Source organism: Rhodoferax sp. U2-2l, assembly GCF_020594515.1.
Classification (GTDB): domain Bacteria; phylum Pseudomonadota; class Gammaproteobacteria; order Burkholderiales; family Burkholderiaceae_C; genus Rhodoferax.
The window spans coordinates 107,467-129,899 of record NZ_JAJCTH010000005.1; the positions used below are offsets into that span (position 1 = coordinate 107,467).

Below are 22,433 nucleotides of genomic sequence, written 5' to 3' on the forward strand. Positions count from 1 at the left end.
TCCTAACGGTGTTGGGCGAGTTCGGCATCGACGAGCTGCTTGAGCTCATCAAACCCGAACTGGGGCAGTGGTTGGCCATTGACAAAATACTCGGGGGTTTTTGTGACGTTCAGGGTCTGAGCATCGGCCAGATCGCGCGCCACCACCGCCGCCACGTCGGGAGAGTTGAAGTCTTTTTGCAACCGGTCGCTGTCAAGCCCCAGGTTGTGCAACAACGGGCCGATGCGCTGCACATCGGCGGTGTGGTTGATCACCCAGGCGTCCTGGCCGTCAAATAACGCTTCGAGCGTGGCTTCAAACTGGCCCTGCAGGCGCGCCGCCTCCAGCACCTTGACCACCGCGTCCGACCCGGGGTGAAACGGCGCATAACGCCAGGTCAGGCGGATCTTGTCCGGATGCGCCGCAATCAGTGCCTTGACCAGCGGGTGAAACTGGCGGCAGGTGCCACAAGCCGGGTCAAAAAATTCGACGATGTGCACCGGCGCCTGCGGGTTGCCAAAGGTCGGCGCATCGGCGCGCACCAGCGCCGCCTGGTTCTGGGCCGCAAGCGCAGCCGCCTGTTGGGCCTGCTGTTGGTTGAACATGAAGGCGCCCGCGGCAAAGACCAAAACCAACAGCACCACCACGGCGATAAAGATATTTTTTTGTTTCATTCAGAAGACTTTCGCTGGGCCACCAACAGCAGGCCGCAGAGGGTTAAAAAAGTGACAAAAGACAGCAAGGGGATCGTGACAAACCCGAACCATGTGATCTGCACCGTTTTGCACGGCACGCCCTGCTGGCACGGCGCCAGGGCTTCAGGAATCACCCCCGCCATCACCAGCAGATGAAAACCGGCCACCAGCAGACCGATCACCGCCAGTGGCAAGGCGTAACGGATCACCCGGGAATCGGGTGGGAACAAGGCGAGTGCCAGGATGATCACCAGCGGAAACATCGCCACCCGCTGCCACCAGCACAACACACAGGGCGCCAGGCCCATCACCTCGCTCAGGAACAAGGCGCCCAGCGCGGCGACGGCCGCCAGCAGCCAGGCGGCGAACAGCAGCGCCCACAGACCCGGCTTTGGCGCGGCAGTGGATTGCGCGGCCAATCACTTCACCAATTCAAAACGCGAGACCGTCATGCCGCCGTCGGCCGGGTCGGTGGCAAAGCGGATTTTTTGCCCGACAGCCAGCGTGTCCAGCAGGCTGGTTTCCTTGACCCGATAGACCATGGTCATGGGTGGCATGCCGTTCATCGCGCCGTGCGCCAGGGTCAGCGTGCCCTTGGTCTTGTCGACCTTTTTGACCAGCCCCTCGACCAGGGCAGCATCCGCACCCTGCGCTGGCGCCATGGGGGCAGCGCCCGCCGTCTTGCCACCACCGTGCATGCTGCCGTGGTCCATTTGGGCCAGCACCGGCGCTGACAGGGCCAGAGAGACGGCCACCAAGGCATAGGCGCTGAAGGTTTTCATGGGTGTTCCTTATTCAAAATGACAGAAAGGGATTGAACAGACCCAGTGTCTCCAACCCGCCCCGACAGCCAGCTGACCGGCAGATTACTTTTTTGTCATCTGGCTGAGATGGCGATGGGGACGGGCAGAATGGTGCGTCGATCAGCCTCTTAGGAACCTTGCCATGAAGATCCTCATCGTCGAGGACGAACCCAAAACCGGCGACTACCTGAAACAGGGCCTGACCGAGGCCGGGTTCACCGTCGACCTGGCGCGCCACGGCACCGATGGCCTGCACCTGGCCCTGTCTGAAGCCTACGACCTCGCCATCCTGGACGTGATGTTGCCCGGCACCGATGGCTGGGCCGTGCTGGCCGGCATCCGCCGCGCGGGCAAAGAGATGCCGGTGATGTTTCTGACCGCGCGTGATGCGGTGGACGACCGCGTCAAAGGCCTGGAGCTCGGCGCCGACGATTACCTGGTCAAACCGTTTGCGTTTTCGGAACTGCTGGCCCGGGTGCGCACCCTGCTGCGCCGGGGTAACAAAACACCGGAAGCCGCCTTTTTGAAAGCCGCCGACCTGGAGCTGGACTTGCTGCGCCGGCGCGTCAGCCGCGGGGGCAAACGCATCGACCTCACCGCCAAGGAATTTGCCCTGCTGGAGCTGCTGCTGCGCCGCCAGGGCGAGGTGTTGCCGCGTTCGCTGATCGCCTCGCAGGTGTGGGACATGAATTTCGATTCCGACACCAATGTGATCGAAGTCGCCATGCGCCGCCTGCGCGCCAAGGTGGACGACGCGTTTGAGCCCAAACTCATTCACACCGTGCGCGGCATGGGTTACGTGCTGGAAGACCCCACGTGCGCCTGCTGAGCCGGGTCAGCCTGACGCAGCGGCTCACGCTGATGTTTGTGGCCGCCACCACGGTGGTGCTGCTGGTGCTGGGCTGGGTGGTCACCTCATCGGTGGAGCAGCACTTTGAAGACCTCGACATGGAGGTGCTCTCGGGCAAAATGGCGCTGATCACCCAGGCCTTGCAAGGTGTGGCCTCACCCGACGATCTGACGCCGCTGACGCACCAGCTGGCCCGCTCGCTGATCGGCCACCACGGGCTGGAAGTGATGGTGATGGAGCCCGACCAGTCGGTGATTTTTGCCACCGCCCACGCCACTTTTCCCGCATCCATCGTGGCCGCCCAGGCCTTGCAGGCGCCCGACCAGCCCGTGCTCTGGCAGCTTGGTGAGCAAACCTACCGCGCTCTGGCAGCCCAGTTGCCGACCGCCGCGCGCGACGCGCAGGGCCAAAGCGTGCGTGTGCTGGTGGCCGCCGCCATCGACATCGGCCACCACCAGGCCTACATGCGCTCCTTTCTGCAGACGCTGTGGTGGTTTGTCGCCGGTGCGGCGACCCTGCTGGGGCTGCTGGGCTGGTTTGTGGTGCGGCGCGGGCTGGCGCCTTTGTCCACCCTGCGCGACCAAGCCAGCGTGGTCACGGCGCAGCAGCTCAGCCACCGCTTGCCCGTGACGCGTTTGCCGGTGGAGCTGGCGCAGCTGGCCGAGTCGCTCAACGCCATGCTGGCGCGCCTGGAAGCGGCGTTTGCCCGGCTGTCAGACTTTTCCAGCGATATCGCGCATGAGTTGCGCACGCCGGTCAGCAACCTGATGACCCAAACCCAGGTTGCCCTGTCACGCCCGCGCAACGCCGAGGATTACCAGGCGGTGCTGGCGTCGAATGCCGAAGAACTCGATCGCATGGCGCGCATGATTTCGGACATGTTGTGGCTGGCCAAAGCCGACAACGGCCTGGTGGTGCCCAGCCGCAGCACCGTGTGCCTGGCCGACGAGGTGCGCGCCCTGTTTGACTATTACGAGGCGGTGGCCGAAGAAAAAGACCTGCAACTCACGCTCCAGGGCACGGCCAACGTGCAGGCCGACCGGCTGATGCTGCGCCGCACCCTGAGCAATCTATTGTCCAACGCGGTGCGCCATGCCAGCCCTGGCACCCCGGTGCAAGTCACGCTCAAGGCCAAGCAATCAGGTGTAGACATCTGCGTGATGAATCAGGGCGACCCGATTGCGCCCGAGTTGCTTGAGCGCGTCTTTGACCGGTTTTTCCGGGTCGACCCGTCACGCCATCGCAGTGACCAGGGCACCGGACTGGGGCTGGCCATCACCCGGTCCATTGTCACCGCGCATGGCGGCACCATTGGCGCCGCCTCGTCGGGCGGGGTCACCACGTTCACGATCAAGCTTGCGTCGCATCTGCCTGGTTAAGGTGAACGCCCTTGACTGTCATCCCGGACCTGATCTGGGATCCATGGATTGCGGGTCGGTGACCGCCATGACAGCATCGTCAATCAGCCGCGCTTCCAGTCATGGTACTTGCGCACCCAGGCCAGCAACCGGTGCGGCTGGTGGGCGCGTTTCCATTCGCCGGCGGCGTATTTGTTGGCTTCTGACAGCGTCGGGTAGGTGTGGATGGTGCCCAGAATCTTGTTCAGGCCCAGCCCGTGTTTCATAGCCAACACGTATTCGGCCAGCAGGTCGGCCGCGTGGCTGCCGACGATGGTCACGCCCAGGATACGGTCCTTGCCGGGCACGGTCAGCACCTTGACAAAGCCATGCGCCTCGCTGTCGGCAATGGCCCGGTCCAGGTCGTCAATGCCATATCGCGTGACCTCAAAGGCCACGCCCTGCGCCAGCGCCTCCTGCTCGTTCAGGCCCACGCGCGCCACTTCGGGGTCGGTAAATGTCGCCCAGGGAACCACCGAGTAGTCCGCCTTGAACGATTTGAGGTCACCAAACAGCGCGTTCACCGCGGCATACCAGGCCTGATGCGCGGCGGTGTGGGTGAACTGGAACGGCCCGGCCACGTCACCCACAGCGTAGATATTGGGGTAAAGCGTTTGCAGGTAATCGTTGATCTCCACCGTTTTGCCAACCGGGATACCCAGGTCCTCCAGCCCGTAACCCGTCAGGCGTGCCACCCGGCCCACGGCGCAGAGCAGCTGGTCAAATGCGATGCGCAACTCAGCACCCTGGTGCGCCACCACCAGCACGCCGCCACCGGATGCGTCATGGGCGGGCTTTTCCACCCGTAAGGCCTGGTGGCCGGTGAGCACTTGCACGCCGTCAGCACGCAAGGCGTCCATCACCAGGCCAGACACGTCCAGGTCTTCACGCATCATCAGGCGCGGGGCCATCTCGACTTGCGTGACGTGTGAACCCAAGCGCGCAAAACTCTGCGCCAGCTCGCAGCCAATCGGCCCGCCGCCCAGCACCACCAGGCGCCGCGGCACCTCGTCCAGTTGGGCGAAGCGCTCCCACAACGTGTCGCTGGTCACAAAACCCACCTCGGCCAGGCCCGGCAGCGGTGGCACAAACGGCCTGGCACCAGCGGCAATGACGATGTTGCGGGTGGTCAGCCGTTGCTTGCCGCCATCGTTGAGGGCAATCTCCACCGTCCACGGGTTGATGATCTTGGCGTGGCCCTGCAGCACCTCCACGCCCAGGCTGGTGTAGCGCTCGATGCTGTCGTGCGGCGCAATGGCGGCAATCACCGCCTGCACCCGCGCCATGACTTTTGGAAAGTCCAGCCGCACACGGGCTATGTGGTGAGCCGTTTGACCAGCGGCATCGGCGCCCGTGACCCGGGTGGGCGCTGACAAGCCATAGCGCTCGGCGTGCTGCATCTGGTGCGCCAGTTTGGCGCTTTTGATCAGCGCCTTGCTCGGCACACAGCCGTAGTTGAGGCAGTCGCCACCCATCTTGTGCGCTTCCACCAGCGTCACCCGTGCCTTGACCGCTGCCGCGATGTAGGCCGACACCAGCCCGCCCGCGCCCGCGCCGATCACCACCAGATTGCGGTCAAACGTTTTGGGTCGCGTTGGCGCCCAGCGGGCATACACCTGGCGCTTCTTGACCAGCCCGATGAGTTGGCGCGCCAGCAGCGGAAACACCCCCAGCAACACAAACGAAGCAATCAGCGCCGGGCTCAAAATGCCTTGCAGCGAGGTGAGCTGCGACAACTGCGTGCCCGCATTCACATACACCGCGGTGCCTGCCAGCATGCCCAACTGGCTGACGAGGTAGAAAACGCCCACGCGCATCTTGGTCAGCCCCATGGCCAGGTTGATGACAAAAAACGGCACCAGCGGCACCAGCCGCAGGGTGAACAGGTAAAACGCGCCGTCTTTGGCCAACCCCTGGTTGAGGTCTTTGAGCCGCTGGCCAAACCGCGCCTCGACGCTGTCGCGCAGCACAAAACGCGCCGTCAGAAAGGCCAGCGTGGCGCCCAGGCTGGAGGCAAACGACACGATCAGCAGCCCCCAACCCAGCCCGAAAATCGCCCCGCCCGCCAGCGTGAGGATGGTGGCGCCGGGAAACGACAGCGCCGTGGCCAGCACATACATCGCAAAGTAGGCGCCCGCCACGGTCAACGGCTGGTTTTGGTACAGCGCTTCAAAGCGCGCATGGCTGCTGCGCAGGTAGTCCAGACTCAGGTAGCGCCCCAGGTCCAGCGCAAAAAAAGCCGCCAGAGTCGCCAGCACCACGGCCAGCAGGATGAGTTTCTTGGTTTTCATGGGCATCCGTTGGTGAACATCGGTGACGTACCAGAGTGACAGCCATCGCGTCGGCCTGCAGTGCCTGACGGCCACCATCGGTCTCAGGCCGGCTTGTTTCTGGCGCGCCAGGCGCCTGCCAGCACAAACAACCCGGGCACCAGAATCATGGCCCAGATGATCTTGTCCAGATGCAGCTTGACCCACGGCAGGTTGCCAAAGAAGTAACCCACGGTGACGATGCCGACCACCCACAATGTGCCGCCTAGCACGTCGTAAAAAGTGAACTTGCTGCGCGTCATCTGCGCCACACCCGCCACAAACGGCGCAAAAGTGCGCAAAAACGGCATGAACCGCGCCGCCACAATCGTGATGCCGCCATACTTTTCGTAAAACGCGTGCGCCTGGTCAAACGCTTTTTTGTTGAACCAACGCGAGTCTTCCCAGCCAAACACCTTGGGCCCAAAGTAGCGCCCGATCATGTAGTTGGACTGGTTGCCCATGATCGCTGCCGCCAGCAGCAGGCTCACGGTCAGCGGGTAACTCATCAGCCCGACGCCACACATGGCCCCCACCACAAACAGCAGCGAGTCACCCGGCAAAAACGGCATGACCACCACGCCGGTTTCCACAAAGATGATCAAAAACAGCAGCGCGTACACCCAGGCACCATAAGTCTGCACAAACACTTCCAGGTGCTTGTCCACGTGCAGGATGAAGTCGATAAGGTTCATGATGATGTCCATGGCGGGCGATTATCTCTGCCAGCACCTGCTGGCCCATGCTCTGGGGTTGAACGGGATGGTCGCGTGAAGCCATTGCGGTTGTGGTGCTGGTGCAGTCGGCGCAGTTTGACGGCTATCGCAGACGCGTGGTGCTGACCCGGTCCTGGCGATAGAACGGCCTGCCTGCCCAGCCTAGATGCGCTGGTACAGTTGCGACCTTGGGCAGAGGCTGCTATTTGGATTTGAAAATGCCATGATCGCTGCCACCGCGCTGGCTCACCAGCTCACTCTCGTCACCCGCAACACGCGCGACTTTGCCGCGTTCAAGGTCCCGCTGCTTAACCCGTTTGATGTTTCTCATGTCTGATCCCCTCGCCCAGCCCCTCTTGCGCCGCCCAATCCGCGAACTGCCCGACGAACTGATCAGCCAGATCGCTGCGGGCGAGGTGGTGGAGCGCCCGGCCTCGGTGGTGCGCGAGTTGGTGGACAACGCGCTCGATGCCGGTGCCAGCCAAATCACCGTGCGGCTACTGGCCGGCGGTGTACGACTGATCAGCGTGGAAGATGACGGCTGCGGCATCTTGCCTGATGAGTTGCCCGTCGCCCTCAAGCGCCACGCCACCAGCAAGATTGGTAGCCTGGCTGACCTGGAGTCGGTGGGCACCATGGGCTTTCGCGGCGAGGCGCTGGCGGCCATCAATTCAATCGCCGACTGTGCCATCCTGTCACGCGCGGGTGGCCAGGACCATGCCTATCTGCTGGCAGGCCAAACCGGCGAACTCAAGCCGGTGGCGCGCGCTGTAGGCACCACGGTGGAGGTCAAGGAGCTGTTTTTCAGCACGCCTGCACGGCGCAAGTTCCTAAAAACCGACGCCACCGAACTGGCGCACTGTGTCGAAGCTGTGCGCCGCCACGCACTGGCGCGGCCTGATGTGGGTTTTGCGATCTGGCACGAGGGCAAATTGGTGGAGCAGTGGCGCCGCTGCGGTGCGTTGCGCAGCCTGCCCGCGCTGGAGCAGCGCCTGGCCGACGTGCTGGGCAGCGATTTTGTGGCGCAATCGGTGTGGGTGGATTTCTCCAGCCGCGCCGCGCCCGGACAGCCGGACTTTGCACCGGCCATCAAGGTCTGGGGCCGCGCGGGCATTCCCGACGCCGCGCGCTCTAGAGCCGACCAGCAGTTTTGCTACGTGAACGGCCGTTTTGTGCGCGACAAGGTGGTAACCCACGCCGCCCGCAGCGCCTATGAAGACGTGCTGCACGGCCACCGCCAGCCGGTGTATGCGCTCTATATTGAGATGGACCCGACGCGGGTGGATGTGAACGTGCACCCGACCAAGATCGAGGTGCGTTTTCGCGACAGCCGCGACGTGCACCAGGCCGTGCGCCGCGCGGTGGACAGTGCGCTGGCCGTGCCGCGTGCCGCGGCGGCAGCATCCGCGGCGACCGGTGCCTGGTCACCGCCTGGCGCGTCACCGATGGCCACAGCAGGTGATCGCCCCCGTGATGCATCGCTTTCGCCTCCTGTCTTGATGCCCCAAAGACAGCAGGCGATGACTTTTGCGACACCTGTCGGGCACCGGGTCAGTGATCTGGGTGCGCTGTGGGGGTCATCGGCTGAGCGCCAGCCTGTCCATGCCGATGCTGCTACGACCAACGACTGGCAAGCGCTCGCTCGTTCAAGCCTCACACCCGAGCTCGCCACCAACCAGCCCGATCCGCCACCCTCACCCGGCGACCCCTTCGCTGAAGCCACCATCTGGCCGCTTGGCCGGGCGCTGGCGCAGTTGCACGGCGTCTACATCCTGGCTGAAAACGCCCAGGGCCTGGTGCTGGTGGACATGCACGCCGCGCACGAACGCATCGTTTACGAGCGCCTGAAAGCCCAGTGGGCAGACCGGCGCAGCAGCCAAGCCATGGCCCCGGCCGAAAAAGAGGCGTCATGGCAGGCGACGGCCCGCCATCCAGGGCGCCCGGATGACAGCCAACGCCTGACAGCCGACGACCATCGCGCCCATGACGTCGGCCCAACCGCGCCGCGCCTGCCCAGCCAGCCGCTGCTGATTCCCGCCACCTTTGCCGCCACACCCGCCGAAATCGCCACGGTTGAGCAACACGCCGCCACGCTGGCATCGTTGGGTCTGGAGATCACGCCGTTTTCAGCCCGCACCCTGGCGGTGCGCGCGGTGCCGACCACGCTGGCGAAAGGTGACGCGGTCGAGCTGGCCCGCAGCGTCCTGGCCGAGCTGGCGCAGCACGAGGCCAGCGGGGTGATCGCCCGCGCCCACGATGACTTGCTCGCCACCATGGCCTGCCACGGCGCGGTGCGCGCCAACCGCCGCCTCAACATCGAAGAAATGAACGCTTTGCTGCGCCAGATGGAAGCTACCGAACGTTCAGACCAGTGCAACCATGGCCGCCCCACCTGGCGGCAACTCAGCATGAAGGCGCTGAACGCGCTGTTTTTGCGCGGGCGCTAAGAGCGGGTCAGCCGCGCGACTCTTTGGTCACCAGAAAGATCCCGCCGCACACCAGCACCAGCGCCAGCACGTTCTTCCACTCCAGAATGCTTTCACCCAGGAAGATGGCCGACAAAATCGCACCAAAAACCGGGATCAAAAAGTTGAAGATCGTCACCAGGCCAACCCGGTTGTACTTGAGCAGAATCGTCCACAAGGCAAACGCCACCGACGACAACAACACCAGATAAACCAGCAACGCCGATGCCTGCCAGCTGAAGCCGCTCAAGCTGCCGCCAAACAGGGCGCCGCCCACGGTGAGCGCGACGCCGCCAATGGCCAGCTGGTAGCCGGTCAGCACGACAGAATCCATGTCCTGCGACACCTTTTTGCCGTAGATGGACGCGGCAGACAGGATGAACGCCGCCATCACCACACTGCCTTCACCCAGCAGCGTGAAGTGAAAGTCAAGCAGGCTCTGGTTGAAATTGACCACCATCACGCCGACAAAACCCACCGCACAGCCAATCACCTTGTTCCAACTCAGCCGGTCGTTGTGGTAAATGAAATGCGCCAGCAGCACACTGAAAAAGGTGCCGGTGGCGTTCATGATGGAACCCTTCACGCCCGTGGTATAGGCCAGACCGATGTAGAAAAACACGTATTGCAGCGAGGTTTGGGTCAGCCCCAGGGTGGTGATTTCACCCAACTTTTTCCAGCTCAAGCCACCCAGCGCGCGCCGAGTCAGCACGGCCATCAGCAGCAACAAGCCGCCGGCCGCGATAAAACGAACACCGGCAAACACCATCTTCGAGGGAATATCGTCTGCAGCAATGGCGAACAGTGCGTACCCATTTTTGATGGCTGGGTAGGCGCTACCCCACAACAAACAACACAGCGTGGCCAGCAAAATCACCACCTTGCGCTGGGAAAAAAACGGATGCGTTACCAAAATGGACTCAACTTTTTCAACGGTTTGACAACCCCTGAGTGTAGACGCCGACGCGTCGGCGCCCCCCGATCGCGGCCTGATCGCACTGACGGCAAGATCGTTTGGACCCAAGCCCATCGCACAACATCCACGCGCGTTCAGCCTAAAATCTCTGCCCGCCCTGATCTGCCTGCACCCCAACAGCGCCCCGCGCCTCATCGTTTGATTTCCCCACTCCAACACCTTTTCCGCCACCCTGCCGCCCGCTCACGTCTGCAAACCGAGCTGCGCGGCCTGTGGCATCTGGCCTGGCCGATTCTGGTCGGGCAGCTGGCCACCGTCGGCATGGCCGTGGTCGATGTCGCCATGGCCGGGCACGCCTCGGCACAAGACCTGGCCGGGGTGTCACTGGGCGTGTCGATCTGGAACATGCTGATGATCACGCTCATGGGAATGGTGATGAGCGTCAACCCGACGGTGGCCCACCAGGTGGGCGCGGGTGATTTGGGCAGCGTGCCGCACATCGTGCGCCAGGCACTCTGGAAGGCGCTCGCTGTGGGGCTGGTGGCGATGCTGCTGGCCAATGCCGCGGCACTGCTGTTTGACCACATGCAGCTGGAGCCCTATGTGCGCGACCTGGCCAAAGGCTTTGTGCTGATCACCAGTGCGGGGCTACCGCTGTTTGCGCTGTACCGGGTGCTGTATGGCTACAGCACCAGCCTGAACCAGACCAAGCCGCTGATGGTGATTGCGCTGCTGTCGCTGGGGCTCAACATTGTGGTCAACAGCCTGCTGGTGTTTGGCCAGCTGGGTTTTCCCCGGTTGGGCGGTCTGGGCTGCGCTTGGGCCACGCTGATCACCGTGGCCTTCAATCTGCTGGCACTCATTCTGTGGATGCACCGCGCGAGCGCCTACCGCGCCACCTGGCCGCTGGGCCACTTTGAGCCACCCCACTGGCCGCAGATCAAAAGCCTGCTCAAACTCGGCCTGCCGATTGGTGTGACCTACTTTGCCGAAAGCAGCGCATTCAGCCTGATTGCGCTGCTGATTGCCGAGTTTGGTAGCACGCAGATGGCGGCGCACCAGATTGCGCTGAATTTCACCTCGCTGGTGTTCATGGTGCCGCTGAGCCTGGGGCTGGCGCTGCTGACCCGTGTCGGCCAGTCGTTGGGCGCGGGGGATGCCACGTTGGCGCGTTACCAGGCCTGGGTGGGTGTGGCGGTGGGGCTGGTGGTTGCCGCGGTATCGGCAGCGGGCATGGCGCTGGCAGCCACGAAGATTGCCAGCGCCTACACCTCGGATGCGGCGGTGATCGCGCTGGCGGCGCAGTTGCTGCTGCTGGCGGCGGTGTTCCAGCTGTCAGACACCACCCAGGTCATCACCAGTTGCGCCATCCGCGGCTACAAAGTGACGCGCTCACCGATGGTGATCCACCTGACCGCGTTTTGGGCCTTTTCCCTGCCGCTGGGTTATGTGCTGGGCTTGGCGCCCAGTTGGATGCCTTGGCGCCCGGAGCAGCCCATGGCCGCGCAAGGTTTCTGGATCGCGCTGATTCTGGGCCTGACGATTGCCGCGCTGGGGCTGGTGCTGCTGCTGCGCCGGGTCGCACGCGAGCGCATTGCCGGCTGGCCGACACCAACAAGATAGCCCGCTTTTTGACCCAGCACTACCGGATGGTGAACCCGCCCGCGCGTTGGCGGTCGTCCATCTCGGCCAGGCTGGCGGCCAACGAGTTGCCTGACTGTTCTACTGCCAGACGCAGTTCGCGCTCCAGCTGGTCAATGCGTGCCAACAGGGCGGCTTTGACCTCGCCATCGGCGGCGTTCTGACGTTTGAATTCGGCCTCCAGAAACGTGCGCAGCTCGGTGAAACGGCTGGCTTCGGCCTGATCGGCCAGGTTGCGGTTGCTCTGCAACTCTTTGGCGTGGGCGCGGGCATCAAACATCACTGTGGTTTGCAAGTACAGCAAATACACCAGAAACATCGCAATCAGCGCCACCATCAAGCCCAGCAAAATCAGCCCCAGCGGCGCCTGAATCTCGGCCACACCCAGCGACAGCGCCGTGGGGGACATGATGACGGCCCAGTTCAGCACGGTGAATCCGGCAATGGCCAGCAACACCAGCAGCAACAACAGCGTTCGTAGTTTCATGGATTTCACCTTTCAAGAGTTTCCCGGCACAAAAAACAAACGGCCTGTACCTGCATCCGCAGGCCAGGCCGTTCACCGGGGTTGGCCGTGGGTCAGTGTAGCGGCACGCCGGTTTTTTCCTGCAATTCGTCCATGCTAACCCCGGGCGCACGCTGCACCACCTTGAGCCCGTGCGGTGTGATGTCCATCACCGCCAGGTCGGTGATGATGCGGTCCACCACGCCCACGCCGGTCAGCGGCAGGGTGCAATCGGGCAGGATCTTCAGGTCAAACGTGCCGTCTTTCTTCTTGGCCACGTGCTCCATCAGCACCACCACACTTTTCACGCCACCCACCAGGTCCATGGCGCCGCCCATGCCCTTGACCATCTTGCCGGGGATCATCCAGTTGGCCAGGTCACCGCGCTCGCTGACCTGCATGGCGCCCAGGATGCTCAGGTTGATCTTGCCGCCGCGAATCATGGCAAAGCTGTCGTGGCTGCCAAAAATGGCAGAGCCGGGCAGCGTGGTCACGGTCTGTTTGCCGGCGTTGATCAGGTCGGCGTCCACCTCGTCTTCGGTGGGAAACGGGCCAATGCCGAGCATGCCGTTTTCACTTTGCAACCAGACCTCGATGTCCTGGGGCACAAAGTTGGCCACCAGGGTCGGCAGACCAATGCCCAGGTTCACATAAAAACCGTCCTGCAATTCCTTGGCGGCAATGGCGGCCATTTCGTCGTGTGTCCAGGCCATGATCAGACTCCTTGGGGGGTGGAAGGGGTGATGGTGCGTTTTTCAATGCGCTTCTCGGGCGTGGCATTGAGCACCAGGCGGTTCACATAGATGCCGGGCAGGTGCACCGCATCGGGGTCAAAGGTGCCGACCTCCACGATTTCCTCGACTTCCACCACAGTGACTTTGCCGGCCATGGCCACCGCCGGATTGAAGTTGCGCGCCGTGCGCCTAAACAGCAGGTTGCCACTTTTGTCGGCTTTCCAGGCCTTCACCAGCGACACATCGGGCACCAAGGCATGTTCCAGAATGTAGGCGTGGCCGTCAAAGACGCGGTTTTCCTTGCCCTCGGCCACCAGCGTACCCACGCCGGTGCGCACGTAAAACGCCGGAATACCCGCACCGCCGGCGCGCAGCTTTTCGGCCAGCGTGCCTTGCGGGGTGAATTCCAGCTCCAGCTCGCCAGCCAGGTATTGGCGCTCAAACTCCTTGTTTTCGCCAACGTAGCTGGAAATCATCTTCTTGATCTGGCGCGTTTCCAGCAGCTTGCCCAGGCCAAAGCCGTCGACCCCGGCGTTGTTGGAGATCACGGTCAGGTCTTTTTTGCCGCTGTCGCGTAGCGCGTCAATCAGCGCCTCCGGGATGCCACACAGGCCAAAACCGCCGACCGCCAGCAACTGGCCGTCTCTGACGATGCCACGCAGCGCTGCGTCTGCCGAGGGGTAAATTTTGTTCACGCCAGAATCTCCGAAGTTGATCAATGTGGCGGGAGCATACTACCTAGCCTACTACGTAGTTTTCCTTAAAGTACAAACCCTAACCCGCACCACCAGAAACCATGGAGATTGATTACCGCCTGGCCTTTGAGCTGGCCCCGGTGGGGCTGGCCATGTCACGCAACCGCATCATGGTGGACTGCAACCGCCACCTGTGCGAGATGTTTGGCGCGCGCCTGGAGCAACTGGTGGGCCAGTCGTTTCAGGTGTTGTACCCCAGCGCGCAGGAGTACGAGCGCATCGGCGCGCGCATTGCCCCGCTGCTCAACCGCCACGGCACCTACTCAGACGACCGCATCATGAAGCGGCTCGATGGTCGCTTCAAAGGCGAAACGTTCTGGTGCCACGTGACCGGGCGCGCGCTCAACCAGGCCGCACCGCATGAGGCCGGCATCTGGACGTTTGAAGACCTCAGCGCCCGGCGCCCCGTGAAAGCCGAATTGACCCCGCGTGAGCGCGAGGTGGCGGCGCGCCTGATGGAGGGCCTGACCAGCAAGGAGATCGGCCGCGCGCTGGACATCAGCCACCGCACGGTGGAAATTTACCGTGCTAAATTGATGCGAAAATACGCCGCTTCCAACACCGGCGATCTGGTGCACAAACTGTTGGCGGGCTGAGACCGCAGTGGCACGGATGTTGCTGAAGCTTGCGCGACATGTTTCAACCCGTTTTGAAACAGTCCCACCCCTTACGCAATCGAGTTACAACCTCAAGGAGATGTCATGGTCACCACCAAAAAGCCAGCTGCAACCACCGCTGTCGCCAAGCCTGCAGCCAAGAAGACGGTCGCAACCAAGCTTGCAGCCACGCCCGCAGTGACAGCACCGGTGGTGGAGGCCGTTGCCAAACCTGCCAAAGCCGCACCCGCGGTTGCCAAGCCAGCCGCCAAACCGGCAGCCAAGAAAGCCAGCGCCACCAAGCTGAAACCGTCCACCGCACCGATGCCGGTGTTGACCACCGAACAACGCAACCATTACGTCTCGGTGGCGGCGTTTTATATTGCCGAGCGTCGTGGCTTCACCCTGGGCAACCCGGCCGACGACTGGATGGCCGCTGAAGCCGAGGTGGATCGCCTGATCGCCAGCGGCCATTTCACGGCCTGAGCACCTCGCCCTGTTGGCGCGCTGGCAACCCTGATGTCGCAGGGGCCAGCGACCCGCCTCCCCAACAAGTCAGCTGACCACCTGGCGTAACCAATCAGGCAGCGCGATGGCTTTTTGCTTGGGGAAATCCACCCAGATGGTGGTGGCACCGCCGGCGGCACAAATCACATCGGGCCGGTCGGCACGCGCCATGGTGGCCCAGGTCTCAAAGGTGGTGCGCGCCGGGTCGCTGGTGTACAGCTTGATCAGCACATCCCCCGGATACTCCAGCTGCTTGTAAAAATTGCAGAACGCGTTGACGATGACCGGCCCTTCTCCGGCCGGCGTCGGCATGGCGGCAATTGACCGCATCCAGTCCACCCGCGCGGTTTCCATGTACCTGAAATAAGTGGTGTTGTTGACGTGATTCAGCGCGTCCATGTCACCCCAACGGATCGGGATGAGCATCTGGAAAACCAGTTTTTTCTGTTCCGGCAGCTCAAGTTTCATGATGACTTTCTTTGATGGGCCGCACGCACGGACTGGCCCGGCCAGACCCACTGGGCGCGCGGCGCAATAAACACTTCCATGACCAAAAGCGGTGCGCCCTGACGCAAAAACACCGACCGCCGCACCGGCAAACTGCGCGCCAGCGCCTGCCCGACGGGGCGCCCGGTGGCGGGCAACGGCGCAGGCACCGTTGGCGCCGGGCTTTGCGCCCGCTGCCACGCGCGACCCACCTGGCGCCGCAAAGCCGTTGTCGGCTGGGCCAAACGGTATTGCAAAGGCTGGCGGACGATGCCGCTACGCCGAAACAACACGTCAGCCAGCGGGCGCGACCCCAAACCCCGCACAGCACGCCAGGCGCCCAGCGAATCCGGCTGGGTCGTGACGCTGCGGGCCAGCACCCGCGGCGCACCATCGACCTTGAGCAACACCTCGCGCACATGGCCGGCCGCAGGGCCTGTCAACCCCAGCGCATGCGCCTCGGAGCGCGTCAGCGGTTGGCGCCCCTGGCCAATCACCTGCACGGAAAACACCTCGCCGGTGGCGGCCAGGCGCGCGCTCAGTGAGCCGGTGGCCTGCAACCAGCGGCGCAAATCGCCACGGGCAAAGTTGCGTTCGGTCCAGCGCATCATCGGTGCGCCCTGATCGAGGCCAGGATGCCCAAGGTGAACAGCCCTGCGGCCAGCCATTGGACAGGGGTGGGCCAGCCAGCGTCCCAGACAAACGCGTAAAACAGCCCGAACAGGGTTTCACTCACAATCAGTTGCCCGGCCAGGCTGACACTCAGGCGGCGGCTGGCCAGGTTCCACAAGATGCTGCCAGCCCAGCCCGAGCCGATGCCGGTGGCGATGCAAACAACCGCTGCCAGCGCTTTGCCATCCTGAGCCAAAAGCACGTCGGACTCCGACCCCGCCACCAGCCACAGCAGCAAGGCCCCGACCCCGGTGGCGATGCCCAACCAGTTGGCCCATTCGGTGGCACTCACCTGCGGGTGGCGTTTGAGCCAAGCGGCGTTCAGCAGCGCAAACGCGGTCCAGCTGGCCATGGCGCCCAGCGCCAGCAACACGCCCCACCAGAAGTCAACGCCTGCCAGCGGCAGCGTCTCGGCATTGGCCAGGCTGGCCTGCATCATCAGCACCAGGCCCGCAGCGGTCAGCACCAGACCCGGCAGCAGTGCCGACCATTTCAGCCCCAGCGGCTTACCCAGCAACATGATCCAGATCGGGATGGTGCCAATGATGAGTGTGGGCACCTCGGAGCCTGAGGCGTTGATGGACTGGGCCAGCAGCAGGTAATACCCGGTGGCGCCCAGCAGGCTCATGCCCAGCGCCGCCGCCGCCTGCGAAGCGTTGGGCCAGGTGTGGCTGCGCCGGCCCAGCACCATGACCAGCGCGGCCATCAGCCCGAAGCTGATAAATCGCCCGGCGGTCAGGTCCACCGACGACAGCCCCGGCGTCATGCGCGGCACCACAAACACCATGCCCCACAAGGCGCCCGCACCCAGCCCGGCCGCGATGCCGAGCCAGGTGGCGCGGGAGCGGGCCTGGCTGGCGCTAGACCCCAAAACCGTCATCGGCAGAAATCACAGCCCCGTTGATGAAGTGGCTCTGGTCAGAGCACAACATGACCAGGAGCGCGTCCAGGTCTTGCGGCTGGCCGACCCGTTTGCGCGGCAACATCTGCAGCAGCTTCTGGCCGGCCTCGGTCTGCCAGTGATGGTGGTTGATCTCGGTGTCGATGTAGCCGGGGCAAATCGCGTTGACATTGATGCCGTGTTTGCCCCATTCCAGCGCCATCGCCTTGGTCATCTGGATCACGGCGGCCTTGCTCATGGCATACACACCAATTTTCGGCAGAACCCGCAGCCCCGCCGCCGAGGCCACATTGATGATGCGCCCGCCCGTGAACGAGCCCGGCGCCTGGCCCTGGGCGCGTGCCAGCATGCGTTTGCCCACTTCTTGCGCCATGAAAAACGCGCCTTTGGTGTTGGTGTCGAACATGAAGTCATAGTCCGATTCGGTCACGTCCTGCAGGCGCTGGGTGGTGCTGACGCCTGAGTTGTTGACCAGGATGTCGATCGAGCCCACCTCGGTCTCGGCATGCGCCACGGCCGATTTGATGGAGGCGATGTCGGTCACATCCAGTTCCATGACATGTGCATCACCGCCTTCGCCGTCGATCAGGGCGCGCAAGTCCTTGAGTTTTTCAACCCGGCGGCTGGCCAGCACCACCGCCGCACCCGCAGCCGACAAAGTGCGCGCGAACTGCGCGCCCAGCCCGCTCGACGCCCCGGTCACCAGGGCCACGCGGCCCGATAAATCAATGTTGTAAGACATGTTTGTCTCTCCAGAAAAGCCAAAATAGAACGACCGTTCTATTATGTGCAAGCCCAACGCCAAAATTCGTTTTATCTTCGACAATCCCTCATCAGGCGTGCAAGCGCCGACTGTGGACAATTATCTAGCGAGAACACCATGACCCCTGCAGACATCCTGGCCCAATTTGGCCCGCGCGAATCGATGGAGTACGACGTCGTCGTTGTAGGCGGCGGCCCGGCGGGCCTGTCAACCGCCATCCGCCTGAAACAGCTCGCCTCGAGCCAAGGCAAAGAGGTTTCTGTCGTCGTGCTGGAAAAAGGCTCTGAACCGGGCGCCCACATCCTGTCTGGTGCGGTGCTCGATCCGCAATCCTTGACCGAGCTGTTTCCCGACTGGAAAGCCATGGGTGCGCCACTCAACCAGCCGGTGACCGATGAGGCCATGCTGTTCCTGAGCGAAGGTGGCGCCTACCGCACGCCCAATATGTTCCTGCCCGAATGCAGCCAGAACCACGGCAACTACATCATCAGCCTGGGCGCCCTCACCCGCTGGCTGGCCACCCAAGCAGAAAACCTGGGCGTGGAAATCTTCCCCGGCTTTGCCGCCGCTGAAGTGCTGTATGACGACGCGGGTGCCGTGCGTGGCGTGGCCACCGGCAACATGGGCATTGAGAAAAATGGCGAGCCCGGCGGCAACTTCCAGATCGGCATGGAACTGCTGGGCAAATACACCATCTTTGCCGAAGGCTCACGTGGCCACCTTGGCAAACAACTCATCGAAAAATTTAAGCTCGACGCCGGTTGCGACCCGCAAAGTTATGGCATCGGCATCAAGGAACTCTGGGAAGTGGACCCGGCGCGCCATGAACCCGGTCTGGTGCTGCACACCGCCGGTTGGCCGATGGACGACAAAACCTATGGCGGCTCATTCCTGTACCACATGGAAGACAACAAGATTGCCATGGGCTTCATCACCGGGCTGAACTACAGCAACCCGTACCTGAGCCCGTTCGAGGAATTCCAGCGCTGGAAAACCCACCCGAACATCCGCTGGTACCTGGAAAACTCGAAAGGTGAAGTCACCGCCAAACGCCTGGCTTACGGCGCCCGCGCCATCACGGCTGGCGGCCTGCTGTCCTTGCCAAAAACGGTGTTCCCCGGCGGCGCGCTGGTGGGTTGTGATGCCGGATTCCTGAACGTCAGCCGCATCAAAGGCAGCCATGCCGCCATCAAATCCGGCATGCTGGCCGCTGAAGCGGCATTTGAAGCAGTGACCGCGGGCCGCCAGCAGGACGAACTGGCCGCCTTCCCGGCCGCCTTCAAGAAGAGCTGGCTCTTCACCGAACTCAACAAATCGCGCAACTTCAAGAGCTGGTTCAAATACGGCCTGCGGGTGGGCACGCTGATGAACGGGCTGGAGCAGTTTGCCCTCAAAGGCAACATGTCGTGGACGATCCGCCGCGACAAACCGGATCACGCCTACCTGAAGCCAGCGTCTGAGTGCAAGCCGATCGAGTACCCCAAGCCCGATGGCAAGCTGACCTTTGACCGCTTGAGTAGCGTGTTCATCAGCAACGCCAACCACGAAGAAAACCAGCCCGCGCACCTGACGCTCAAAGACGCCAGCGTGCCCGTCAGCATCAACCTGGCCAAATACGCCGGACCCGAGGCACGTTACTGCCCGGCTGGTGTCTATGAGTTCGTCCAGGACGCCAGCGGCAAAGACCAACTGCAGATCAATGCGCAAAACTGTGTGCATTGCAAGACCTGCGACATCAAGGACCCGACGCAGAACATCGTCTGGGTCACACCCGAAGGCGGTGGTGGCCCCAATTACGCGGCGATGTGATGTCACCTGCCGCCCCGTCCCTGCCGCCACACTGGTCCAGCGAACCGCCTGGGCCGTGGTACCGCTGGCGCGGCTACACCGTGCGCTGGCTGCTGTTCGGGCTGGTGGTGAGCGTGTTTCAGCCCGTGGCAGACAACGCAGCGTCGGTCTGGGTGGACAAAACCTACCAGGCGCTGGTGGGCTTGTTGTTTGGCGCGGCCTGCGCCGTGGTCTTCACGCTGGCGGAAAACCGTCTGAACACCCCCCGCTTGCGCTGGAAAACCTGGCTGATCGTGGTGGGCACCTGGCTGGCCGTCAAGGTGGTGTTTGTCAGCGTGGTCTCGGCCCTGGGCTGAGCAGTCAGCGCGGTCACGCCATCAAGGCCTGCGAAACGTGATGCGCTGGGCCGCCCAATGCCGGGCGTTGAGGGATTCCAGCCGCACCGTGCCACCCGTTGAAGGCGCGTGGACAAATCGCCCTTCACCCACGTAAATGCCCGCATGGGTCACCGTGTTGCGTTGGGCAAACAGCACCACATCACCCGAGCGCACCTGCTCATCGGTGATGACCGAGCCCCAGGACTGGAGTTGGGCCACGGTGCGCGGCGGCACCACACCAGCGCGCGACTGGTACACATGCCCGATCAGGCCACTGCAATCAAAACCGCTCGCAGGGGTGTTGCCACCATAACGGTAAGGCGTGCCCACCAGGCCGACCGCGTACAAGGTGACATCACCCGCCTGCTCGGGTGACAACCGCGAGGCGATCTCGGACGACGAGGCTGCCGCCCCCCAAACCTTGGGAGATGGCGGCTGCCAGACGCGCGGCGCCGGGGGGGTGCTGCTGCAGCCGGCCAAGGCCAGAATCAGCGCGGCCAACACCAGACCGGGCGTTCGTGCCATGACCGGGGCATCAGCAGGTACCCTGACGCGCATCACTTCCACCGCACCGCCAACAAGACGAGCAAGGCCGCGCCAATCGACCACAACAACCAGGCCTGCGACACCGCTAAGGGAAACATCATCAGCGCCAAACCGATCGCGGTGAATTCAATACGTCGGGTCTGTTTACCGCGCCTGAACGCCAGCAAACCCATCACCAGAAACACCACAATACCGGCGATGAACGCCGTCTGGTTGGACACCAGGCCAAGAAAAAGAGGAGTTGTCGAGTCATTCATACGGAGGGAGTCACACGGTTGGAAGCGGTCGTCATTATCGGTGGTGCAGGTAGAATTCGGCGCGTCAGGAGAGAGCCGCCCCGCCGTCAAATGTCGGGGCCGCCGCCGAAGGCGCAGAGCCGCTGATTGCAGCGGTTTGAACGCTCAGGCAAAAGGACTGACAACCGTTTTGGACTCGCCCGGGTTCACAACGTTTCCCCACTGGAGAGAGGCCAAACGCCCGACACGGCGTACGGCCCACCGAAGGAGCAACCCGCAGTTTGACCGTTTTTTTGAAGCGGTTTGGCCCGGCGAATCTCTCAGGTAAAGCGGACAGCGGGGGCAGCCTGTGACAGAACAGCCGTTGTGTCATGGTTTTTTTGGTCTGCCCCTGGAGTGCCTGATGTCCGCATCACCTGAATCGCTTTTGAACGTTCCCCTCAATGACCTGCACATCGCTCTCGGCGCACGCATGGTGCCGTTTGCCGGTTACAGCATGCCAGTGCAATACCCGGCTGGCCTGATCGCCGAGCACAAACACACTCGCACTGCAGCGGGCCTGTTTGATGTGTCCCACATGGGCCAGCTGCGCCTGGTCGGCCCGGACGCGGCCGCCGCGCTGGAAAGCCTGCTGCCAGTTGATGTGATTGACCTGGCCATCGGCAAACAACGTTACGGCTTGCTGCTCAACGAGGACGGCGGCATCATCGACGACCTGATGTTTTTCCGCAAAGCGGCGGACGAGATTTTTGTCATCGTCAACGGCGCCTGCAAGGTCGGTGACATCGCCCACATCCAGGCCAAGATCGGCAGCCGCTGCCAGGTCATCCCGATGCCTGAATTTGCCCTGCTGGCCTTGCAGGGTCCGCAGGCGGTGACGGCGTTGTCCCGGTTGGCGCCTGGGGTGGAAAAACTGGTGTTCATGACCGGCGGCGACTTCACGGTCAACACCGGCACACAAACCATCAACGTGTTTCTGACCCGCAGCGGCTACACCGGTGAAGACGGTTTCGAGATCTCGGTGCATGCCTCCGACGCGCTGGCACTGGCCAACGCCCTGCTGGCCCAACCCGAAGTCAAACCGATTGGCCTGGGTGCACGCAACTCGCTGCGACTGGAAGCCGGTCTGCCACTCTATGGCAACGACATCGACGCCAGCACCACCCCAGTCGAAGCCAGCCTCAACTGGGCCATGCAAAAAGTCCGCCGCACCGACGGCGCCCGCGCAGGTGGCTTTCCGGGCGCTACCAAAATACTGGCGCAACTCGCTGACCCGACCCACACAACCACCCGAAAACGTGTTGGATTGATCGCACTGGAACGTATTCCCGTGCGTGAACACACCGAGCTGCAAGACCAGAGTGGCGCCCGCGTCGGTGAAGTCACCAGCGGCCTGCTTGGCCCCACTATCGACAAACCCATCGCTATGGGCTACCTGCCGCCCGCGTTGGCCGTTGTGGGTACCCAGGTCAACGCCATCGTGCGTGGCAAACCCGTCAAAATGGAAGTCGTGGCCATGCCCTTTGTGCCCACGAACTACTTCCGCGGTTAAATCCTTTTGCAAACATCCTTCCTGACCATGCTTTACCCCCGACAGCGACTAGCGGCGTGCGTTGGGTGTCTGACGCAGCGAGATAAAGGAGGAGGTTTGGGCATAGCCCAAACCGGGGGACATTCGCGTAGTTAGATATCCAATGCGTGCTGCGGGTAACACCAAAGCTCGCTTTGGATAAAAAGCACACAGCTCAAGCTCAATTTTCCCAACGTTTCAATCCACTTGTTTCAATTCACTTTAC

General features: G+C 62.9%; 24 protein-coding genes and 2 riboswitches. Of the genes, 9 read left to right on the plus strand and 15 right to left on the minus strand.

The window, feature by feature from the left end; translation table 11 throughout:
• Positions 1-2: 2 nt before the first annotated feature.
• Genes LHU53_RS06360 through LHU53_RS06370 form a run of 3 tightly spaced genes read right to left on the minus strand, consistent with a single transcriptional unit; the run spans position 3 to position 1,456 of the window.
• Positions 3-653: a thioredoxin domain-containing protein gene (locus tag LHU53_RS06360; RefSeq protein ID WP_227331389.1), complete on the minus strand. Its 651-nt coding sequence runs from the start codon at positions 651-653 to the stop codon at positions 3-5.
• Positions 650-1,093, minus strand: coding sequence for a disulfide bond formation protein B (locus tag LHU53_RS06365; protein WP_227331413.1), 444 nt, complete (start codon positions 1,091-1,093; stop codon positions 650-652). The genes LHU53_RS06360 and LHU53_RS06365 overlap by 4 nt, the downstream gene beginning before the upstream one ends.
• The gene (locus LHU53_RS06370) at positions 1,094-1,456 is read right to left on the minus strand and encodes a copper-binding protein (protein WP_227331415.1); all 363 of its coding nucleotides are present in this window, start codon (positions 1,454-1,456) and stop codon (positions 1,094-1,096) included.
• 163 nt (positions 1,457-1,619) lie between these two features.
• Between LHU53_RS06370 and LHU53_RS06375 the strand changes: the two genes are divergently transcribed.
• Positions 1,620-2,306: a heavy metal response regulator transcription factor gene (locus LHU53_RS06375; RefSeq protein WP_227331417.1), complete on the plus strand. Its 687-nt coding sequence runs from the start codon at positions 1,620-1,622 to the stop codon at positions 2,304-2,306.
• On the plus strand, positions 2,294-3,706 hold the full coding sequence (locus tag LHU53_RS06380) for a heavy metal sensor histidine kinase (protein WP_227331418.1): 1,413 nt from the start codon (positions 2,294-2,296) through the stop codon (positions 3,704-3,706). The genes LHU53_RS06375 and LHU53_RS06380 overlap by 13 nt, the downstream gene beginning before the upstream one ends.
• 83 nt (positions 3,707-3,789) lie before the next feature.
• Here the strand turns inward: LHU53_RS06380 and LHU53_RS06385 are convergent, their stop codons facing one another.
• Together LHU53_RS06385 and LHU53_RS06390 are read right to left on the minus strand one after the other, a co-directional pair.
• Positions 3,790-6,015 (minus strand): FAD-dependent oxidoreductase, encoded by a 2,226-nt coding sequence (locus LHU53_RS06385; protein ID WP_227331420.1) that lies wholly within the window; start codon positions 6,013-6,015, stop codon positions 3,790-3,792.
• A gap of 83 nt (positions 6,016-6,098) precedes the next feature.
• Entirely contained in the window at positions 6,099-6,740 is a 642-nt protein-coding gene (locus tag LHU53_RS06390; protein WP_227331422.1) for a VTT domain-containing protein, read from the minus strand.
• 329 nt (positions 6,741-7,069) lie between these two features.
• Here LHU53_RS06390 and mutL point away from each other — a divergent pair, with 329 nt between their 5' ends.
• The gene (gene mutL / locus LHU53_RS06395; protein WP_370632232.1) at positions 7,070-9,196 is read left to right on the plus strand and encodes a DNA mismatch repair endonuclease MutL; all 2,127 of its coding nucleotides are present in this window, start codon (positions 7,070-7,072) and stop codon (positions 9,194-9,196) included.
• Between the two features lie 7 nt (positions 9,197-9,203).
• On the opposite strand, the gene LHU53_RS06400 is transcribed toward mutL, so the two are convergent.
• On the minus strand, positions 9,204-10,127 hold the full coding sequence (locus tag LHU53_RS06400) for a DMT family transporter (protein WP_227331425.1): 924 nt from the start codon (positions 10,125-10,127) through the stop codon (positions 9,204-9,206).
• Positions 10,128-10,328: 201 nt separating this feature from the next.
• On the opposite strand from LHU53_RS06400, the gene LHU53_RS06405 reads away from it, so the two are divergent.
• Positions 10,329-11,753 carry an MATE family efflux transporter gene (locus tag LHU53_RS06405; protein WP_227331427.1) on the plus strand — a complete coding sequence of 475 codons (1,425 nt, stop codon included), beginning with the start codon at positions 10,329-10,331 and terminating at the stop codon, positions 11,751-11,753.
• Between the two features lie 19 nt (positions 11,754-11,772).
• On the opposite strand, the gene LHU53_RS06410 is transcribed toward LHU53_RS06405, so the two are convergent.
• The 3 genes from LHU53_RS06410 to LHU53_RS06420 all read right to left on the minus strand — a co-directional run bounded on the left by LHU53_RS06410 (position 11,773) and on the right by LHU53_RS06420 (position 13,705).
• Entirely contained in the window at positions 11,773-12,258 is a 486-nt protein-coding gene (locus LHU53_RS06410; protein WP_227331429.1) for a LapA family protein, read from the minus strand.
• A 92-nt stretch (positions 12,259-12,350) separates the two neighbouring features.
• On the minus strand, positions 12,351-12,989 hold the full coding sequence (locus tag LHU53_RS06415; protein WP_227331430.1) for a 3-oxoacid CoA-transferase subunit B: 639 nt from the start codon (positions 12,987-12,989) through the stop codon (positions 12,351-12,353).
• 2 nt (positions 12,990-12,991) lie between these two features.
• On the minus strand, positions 12,992-13,705 hold the full coding sequence (locus tag LHU53_RS06420) for a CoA transferase subunit A (protein ID WP_227331432.1): 714 nt from the start codon (positions 13,703-13,705) through the stop codon (positions 12,992-12,994).
• Between the two features lie 101 nt (positions 13,706-13,806).
• On the opposite strand from LHU53_RS06420, the gene LHU53_RS06425 reads away from it, so the two are divergent.
• A complete protein-coding gene (locus LHU53_RS06425) occupies positions 13,807-14,361 on the plus strand; it encodes a LuxR C-terminal-related transcriptional regulator (protein WP_227331433.1) in 555 nt (184 codons plus the stop codon).
• Between the two features lie 105 nt (positions 14,362-14,466).
• Positions 14,467-14,847, plus strand: a complete 381-nt coding sequence (locus LHU53_RS06430; protein ID WP_227331434.1) for a DUF2934 domain-containing protein — start codon at positions 14,467-14,469, stop codon at positions 14,845-14,847.
• Between the two features lie 69 nt (positions 14,848-14,916).
• Here LHU53_RS06430 and LHU53_RS06435 read toward each other — a convergent pair whose 3' ends face one another.
• Genes LHU53_RS06435 through LHU53_RS06450 form a run of 4 tightly spaced genes read right to left on the minus strand, consistent with a single transcriptional unit; the run spans position 14,917 to position 17,669 of the window.
• Positions 14,917-15,336: a thioesterase family protein gene (locus LHU53_RS06435; protein WP_227331436.1), complete on the minus strand. Its 420-nt coding sequence runs from the start codon at positions 15,334-15,336 to the stop codon at positions 14,917-14,919.
• Positions 15,333-15,965, minus strand: coding sequence for a chorismate lyase (locus tag LHU53_RS06440; RefSeq protein WP_227331438.1), 633 nt, complete (start codon positions 15,963-15,965; stop codon positions 15,333-15,335). Before LHU53_RS06440 ends, LHU53_RS06435 begins: the two co-directional genes overlap by 4 nt.
• Entirely contained in the window at positions 15,962-16,906 is a 945-nt protein-coding gene (locus LHU53_RS06445; protein ID WP_227331439.1) for a DMT family transporter, read from the minus strand. The genes LHU53_RS06440 and LHU53_RS06445 overlap by 4 nt, the downstream gene beginning before the upstream one ends.
• The gene (locus tag LHU53_RS06450) at positions 16,887-17,669 is read right to left on the minus strand and encodes an SDR family oxidoreductase (protein ID WP_227331440.1); all 783 of its coding nucleotides are present in this window, start codon (positions 17,667-17,669) and stop codon (positions 16,887-16,889) included. The genes LHU53_RS06445 and LHU53_RS06450 overlap by 20 nt, the downstream gene beginning before the upstream one ends.
• A 138-nt stretch (positions 17,670-17,807) precedes the next feature.
• On the opposite strand from LHU53_RS06450, the gene LHU53_RS06455 reads away from it, so the two are divergent.
• Both LHU53_RS06455 and LHU53_RS06460 read left to right on the plus strand, forming a co-directional pair.
• Complete coding sequence (locus LHU53_RS06455) at positions 17,808-19,499, plus strand: electron transfer flavoprotein-ubiquinone oxidoreductase (protein WP_227331441.1); 1,692 nt, start codon at positions 17,808-17,810, stop codon at positions 19,497-19,499.
• Entirely contained in the window at positions 19,499-19,834 is a 336-nt protein-coding gene (locus LHU53_RS06460; RefSeq protein ID WP_227331442.1) for a hypothetical protein, read from the plus strand. The genes LHU53_RS06455 and LHU53_RS06460 overlap by 1 nt, the downstream gene beginning before the upstream one ends.
• Positions 19,835-19,855: 21 nt before the next feature.
• Here the strand turns inward: LHU53_RS06460 and LHU53_RS06465 are convergent, their stop codons facing one another.
• Positions 19,856-20,380: a C40 family peptidase gene (locus tag LHU53_RS06465; protein ID WP_227331443.1), complete on the minus strand. Its 525-nt coding sequence runs from the start codon at positions 20,378-20,380 to the stop codon at positions 19,856-19,858.
• A gap of 32 nt (positions 20,381-20,412) precedes the next feature.
• Complete coding sequence (locus LHU53_RS06470; RefSeq protein ID WP_227331444.1) at positions 20,413-20,658, minus strand: hypothetical protein; 246 nt, start codon at positions 20,656-20,658, stop codon at positions 20,413-20,415.
• 55 nt (positions 20,659-20,713) lie between these two features.
• A riboswitch (glycine riboswitch) is annotated at positions 20,714-20,828 on the plus strand.
• Between the two features lie 21 nt (positions 20,829-20,849).
• Positions 20,850-20,984, plus strand: a riboswitch (glycine riboswitch).
• 56 nt (positions 20,985-21,040) lie between these two features.
• Here LHU53_RS06470 and gcvT point away from each other — a divergent pair.
• Positions 21,041-22,189 carry a glycine cleavage system aminomethyltransferase GcvT gene (gene gcvT, locus LHU53_RS06475; RefSeq protein ID WP_227331445.1) on the plus strand — a complete coding sequence of 383 codons (1,149 nt, stop codon included), beginning with the start codon at positions 21,041-21,043 and terminating at the stop codon, positions 22,187-22,189.
• The last annotated feature ends 244 nt before the right edge of the window (positions 22,190-22,433 follow it).

What these genes read in the sequence shown, in the direction of transcription:
- LHU53_RS06360 (WP_227331389.1), bottom strand. Translation starts at nt 653, where the DNA reads ATGAAACAAAAAAATATCTTTATCGCCGTGGTGGTGCTGTTGGTTTTG.
- LHU53_RS06370 (WP_227331415.1), bottom strand. Translation starts at nt 1,456, where the DNA reads ATGAAAACCTTCAGCGCCTATGCCTTGGTGGCCGTCTCTCTGGCCCTG.
- LHU53_RS06375 (WP_227331417.1), top strand. Translation starts at nt 1,620, where the DNA reads ATGAAGATCCTCATCGTCGAGGACGAACCCAAAACCGGCGACTACCTG.
- LHU53_RS06385 (WP_227331420.1), bottom strand. Translation starts at nt 6,015, where the DNA reads ATGAAAACCAAGAAACTCATCCTGCTGGCCGTGGTGCTGGCGACTCTG.
- LHU53_RS06390 (WP_227331422.1), bottom strand. Translation starts at nt 6,740, where the DNA reads ATGGACATCATCATGAACCTTATCGACTTCATCCTGCACGTGGACAAG.
- mutL (WP_370632232.1), top strand. Translation starts at nt 7,070, where the DNA reads ATGTTTCTCATGTCTGATCCCCTCGCCCAGCCCCTCTTGCGCCGCCCA.
- LHU53_RS06410 (WP_227331429.1), bottom strand. Translation starts at nt 12,258, where the DNA reads ATGAAACTACGAACGCTGTTGTTGCTGCTGGTGTTGCTGGCCATTGCC.
- LHU53_RS06415 (WP_227331430.1), bottom strand. Translation starts at nt 12,989, where the DNA reads ATGGCCTGGACACACGACGAAATGGCCGCCATTGCCGCCAAGGAATTG.
- LHU53_RS06425 (WP_227331433.1), top strand. Translation starts at nt 13,807, where the DNA reads ATGGAGATTGATTACCGCCTGGCCTTTGAGCTGGCCCCGGTGGGGCTG.
- LHU53_RS06430 (WP_227331434.1), top strand. Translation starts at nt 14,467, where the DNA reads ATGGTCACCACCAAAAAGCCAGCTGCAACCACCGCTGTCGCCAAGCCT.
- LHU53_RS06435 (WP_227331436.1), bottom strand. Translation starts at nt 15,336, where the DNA reads ATGAAACTTGAGCTGCCGGAACAGAAAAAACTGGTTTTCCAGATGCTC.
- LHU53_RS06440 (WP_227331438.1), bottom strand. Translation starts at nt 15,965, where the DNA reads ATGATGCGCTGGACCGAACGCAACTTTGCCCGTGGCGATTTGCGCCGC.
- LHU53_RS06445 (WP_227331439.1), bottom strand. Translation starts at nt 16,906, where the DNA reads ATGACGGTTTTGGGGTCTAGCGCCAGCCAGGCCCGCTCCCGCGCCACC.
- LHU53_RS06450 (WP_227331440.1), bottom strand. Translation starts at nt 17,669, where the DNA reads ATGTCTTACAACATTGATTTATCGGGCCGCGTGGCCCTGGTGACCGGG.
- LHU53_RS06455 (WP_227331441.1), top strand. Translation starts at nt 17,808, where the DNA reads ATGACCCCTGCAGACATCCTGGCCCAATTTGGCCCGCGCGAATCGATG.
- LHU53_RS06460 (WP_227331442.1), top strand. Translation starts at nt 19,499, where the DNA reads ATGTCACCTGCCGCCCCGTCCCTGCCGCCACACTGGTCCAGCGAACCG.
- LHU53_RS06465 (WP_227331443.1), bottom strand. Translation starts at nt 20,380, where the DNA reads ATGGCACGAACGCCCGGTCTGGTGTTGGCCGCGCTGATTCTGGCCTTG.
- LHU53_RS06470 (WP_227331444.1), bottom strand. Translation starts at nt 20,658, where the DNA reads ATGAATGACTCGACAACTCCTCTTTTTCTTGGCCTGGTGTCCAACCAG.
- gcvT (WP_227331445.1), top strand. Translation starts at nt 21,041, where the DNA reads ATGTCCGCATCACCTGAATCGCTTTTGAACGTTCCCCTCAATGACCTG.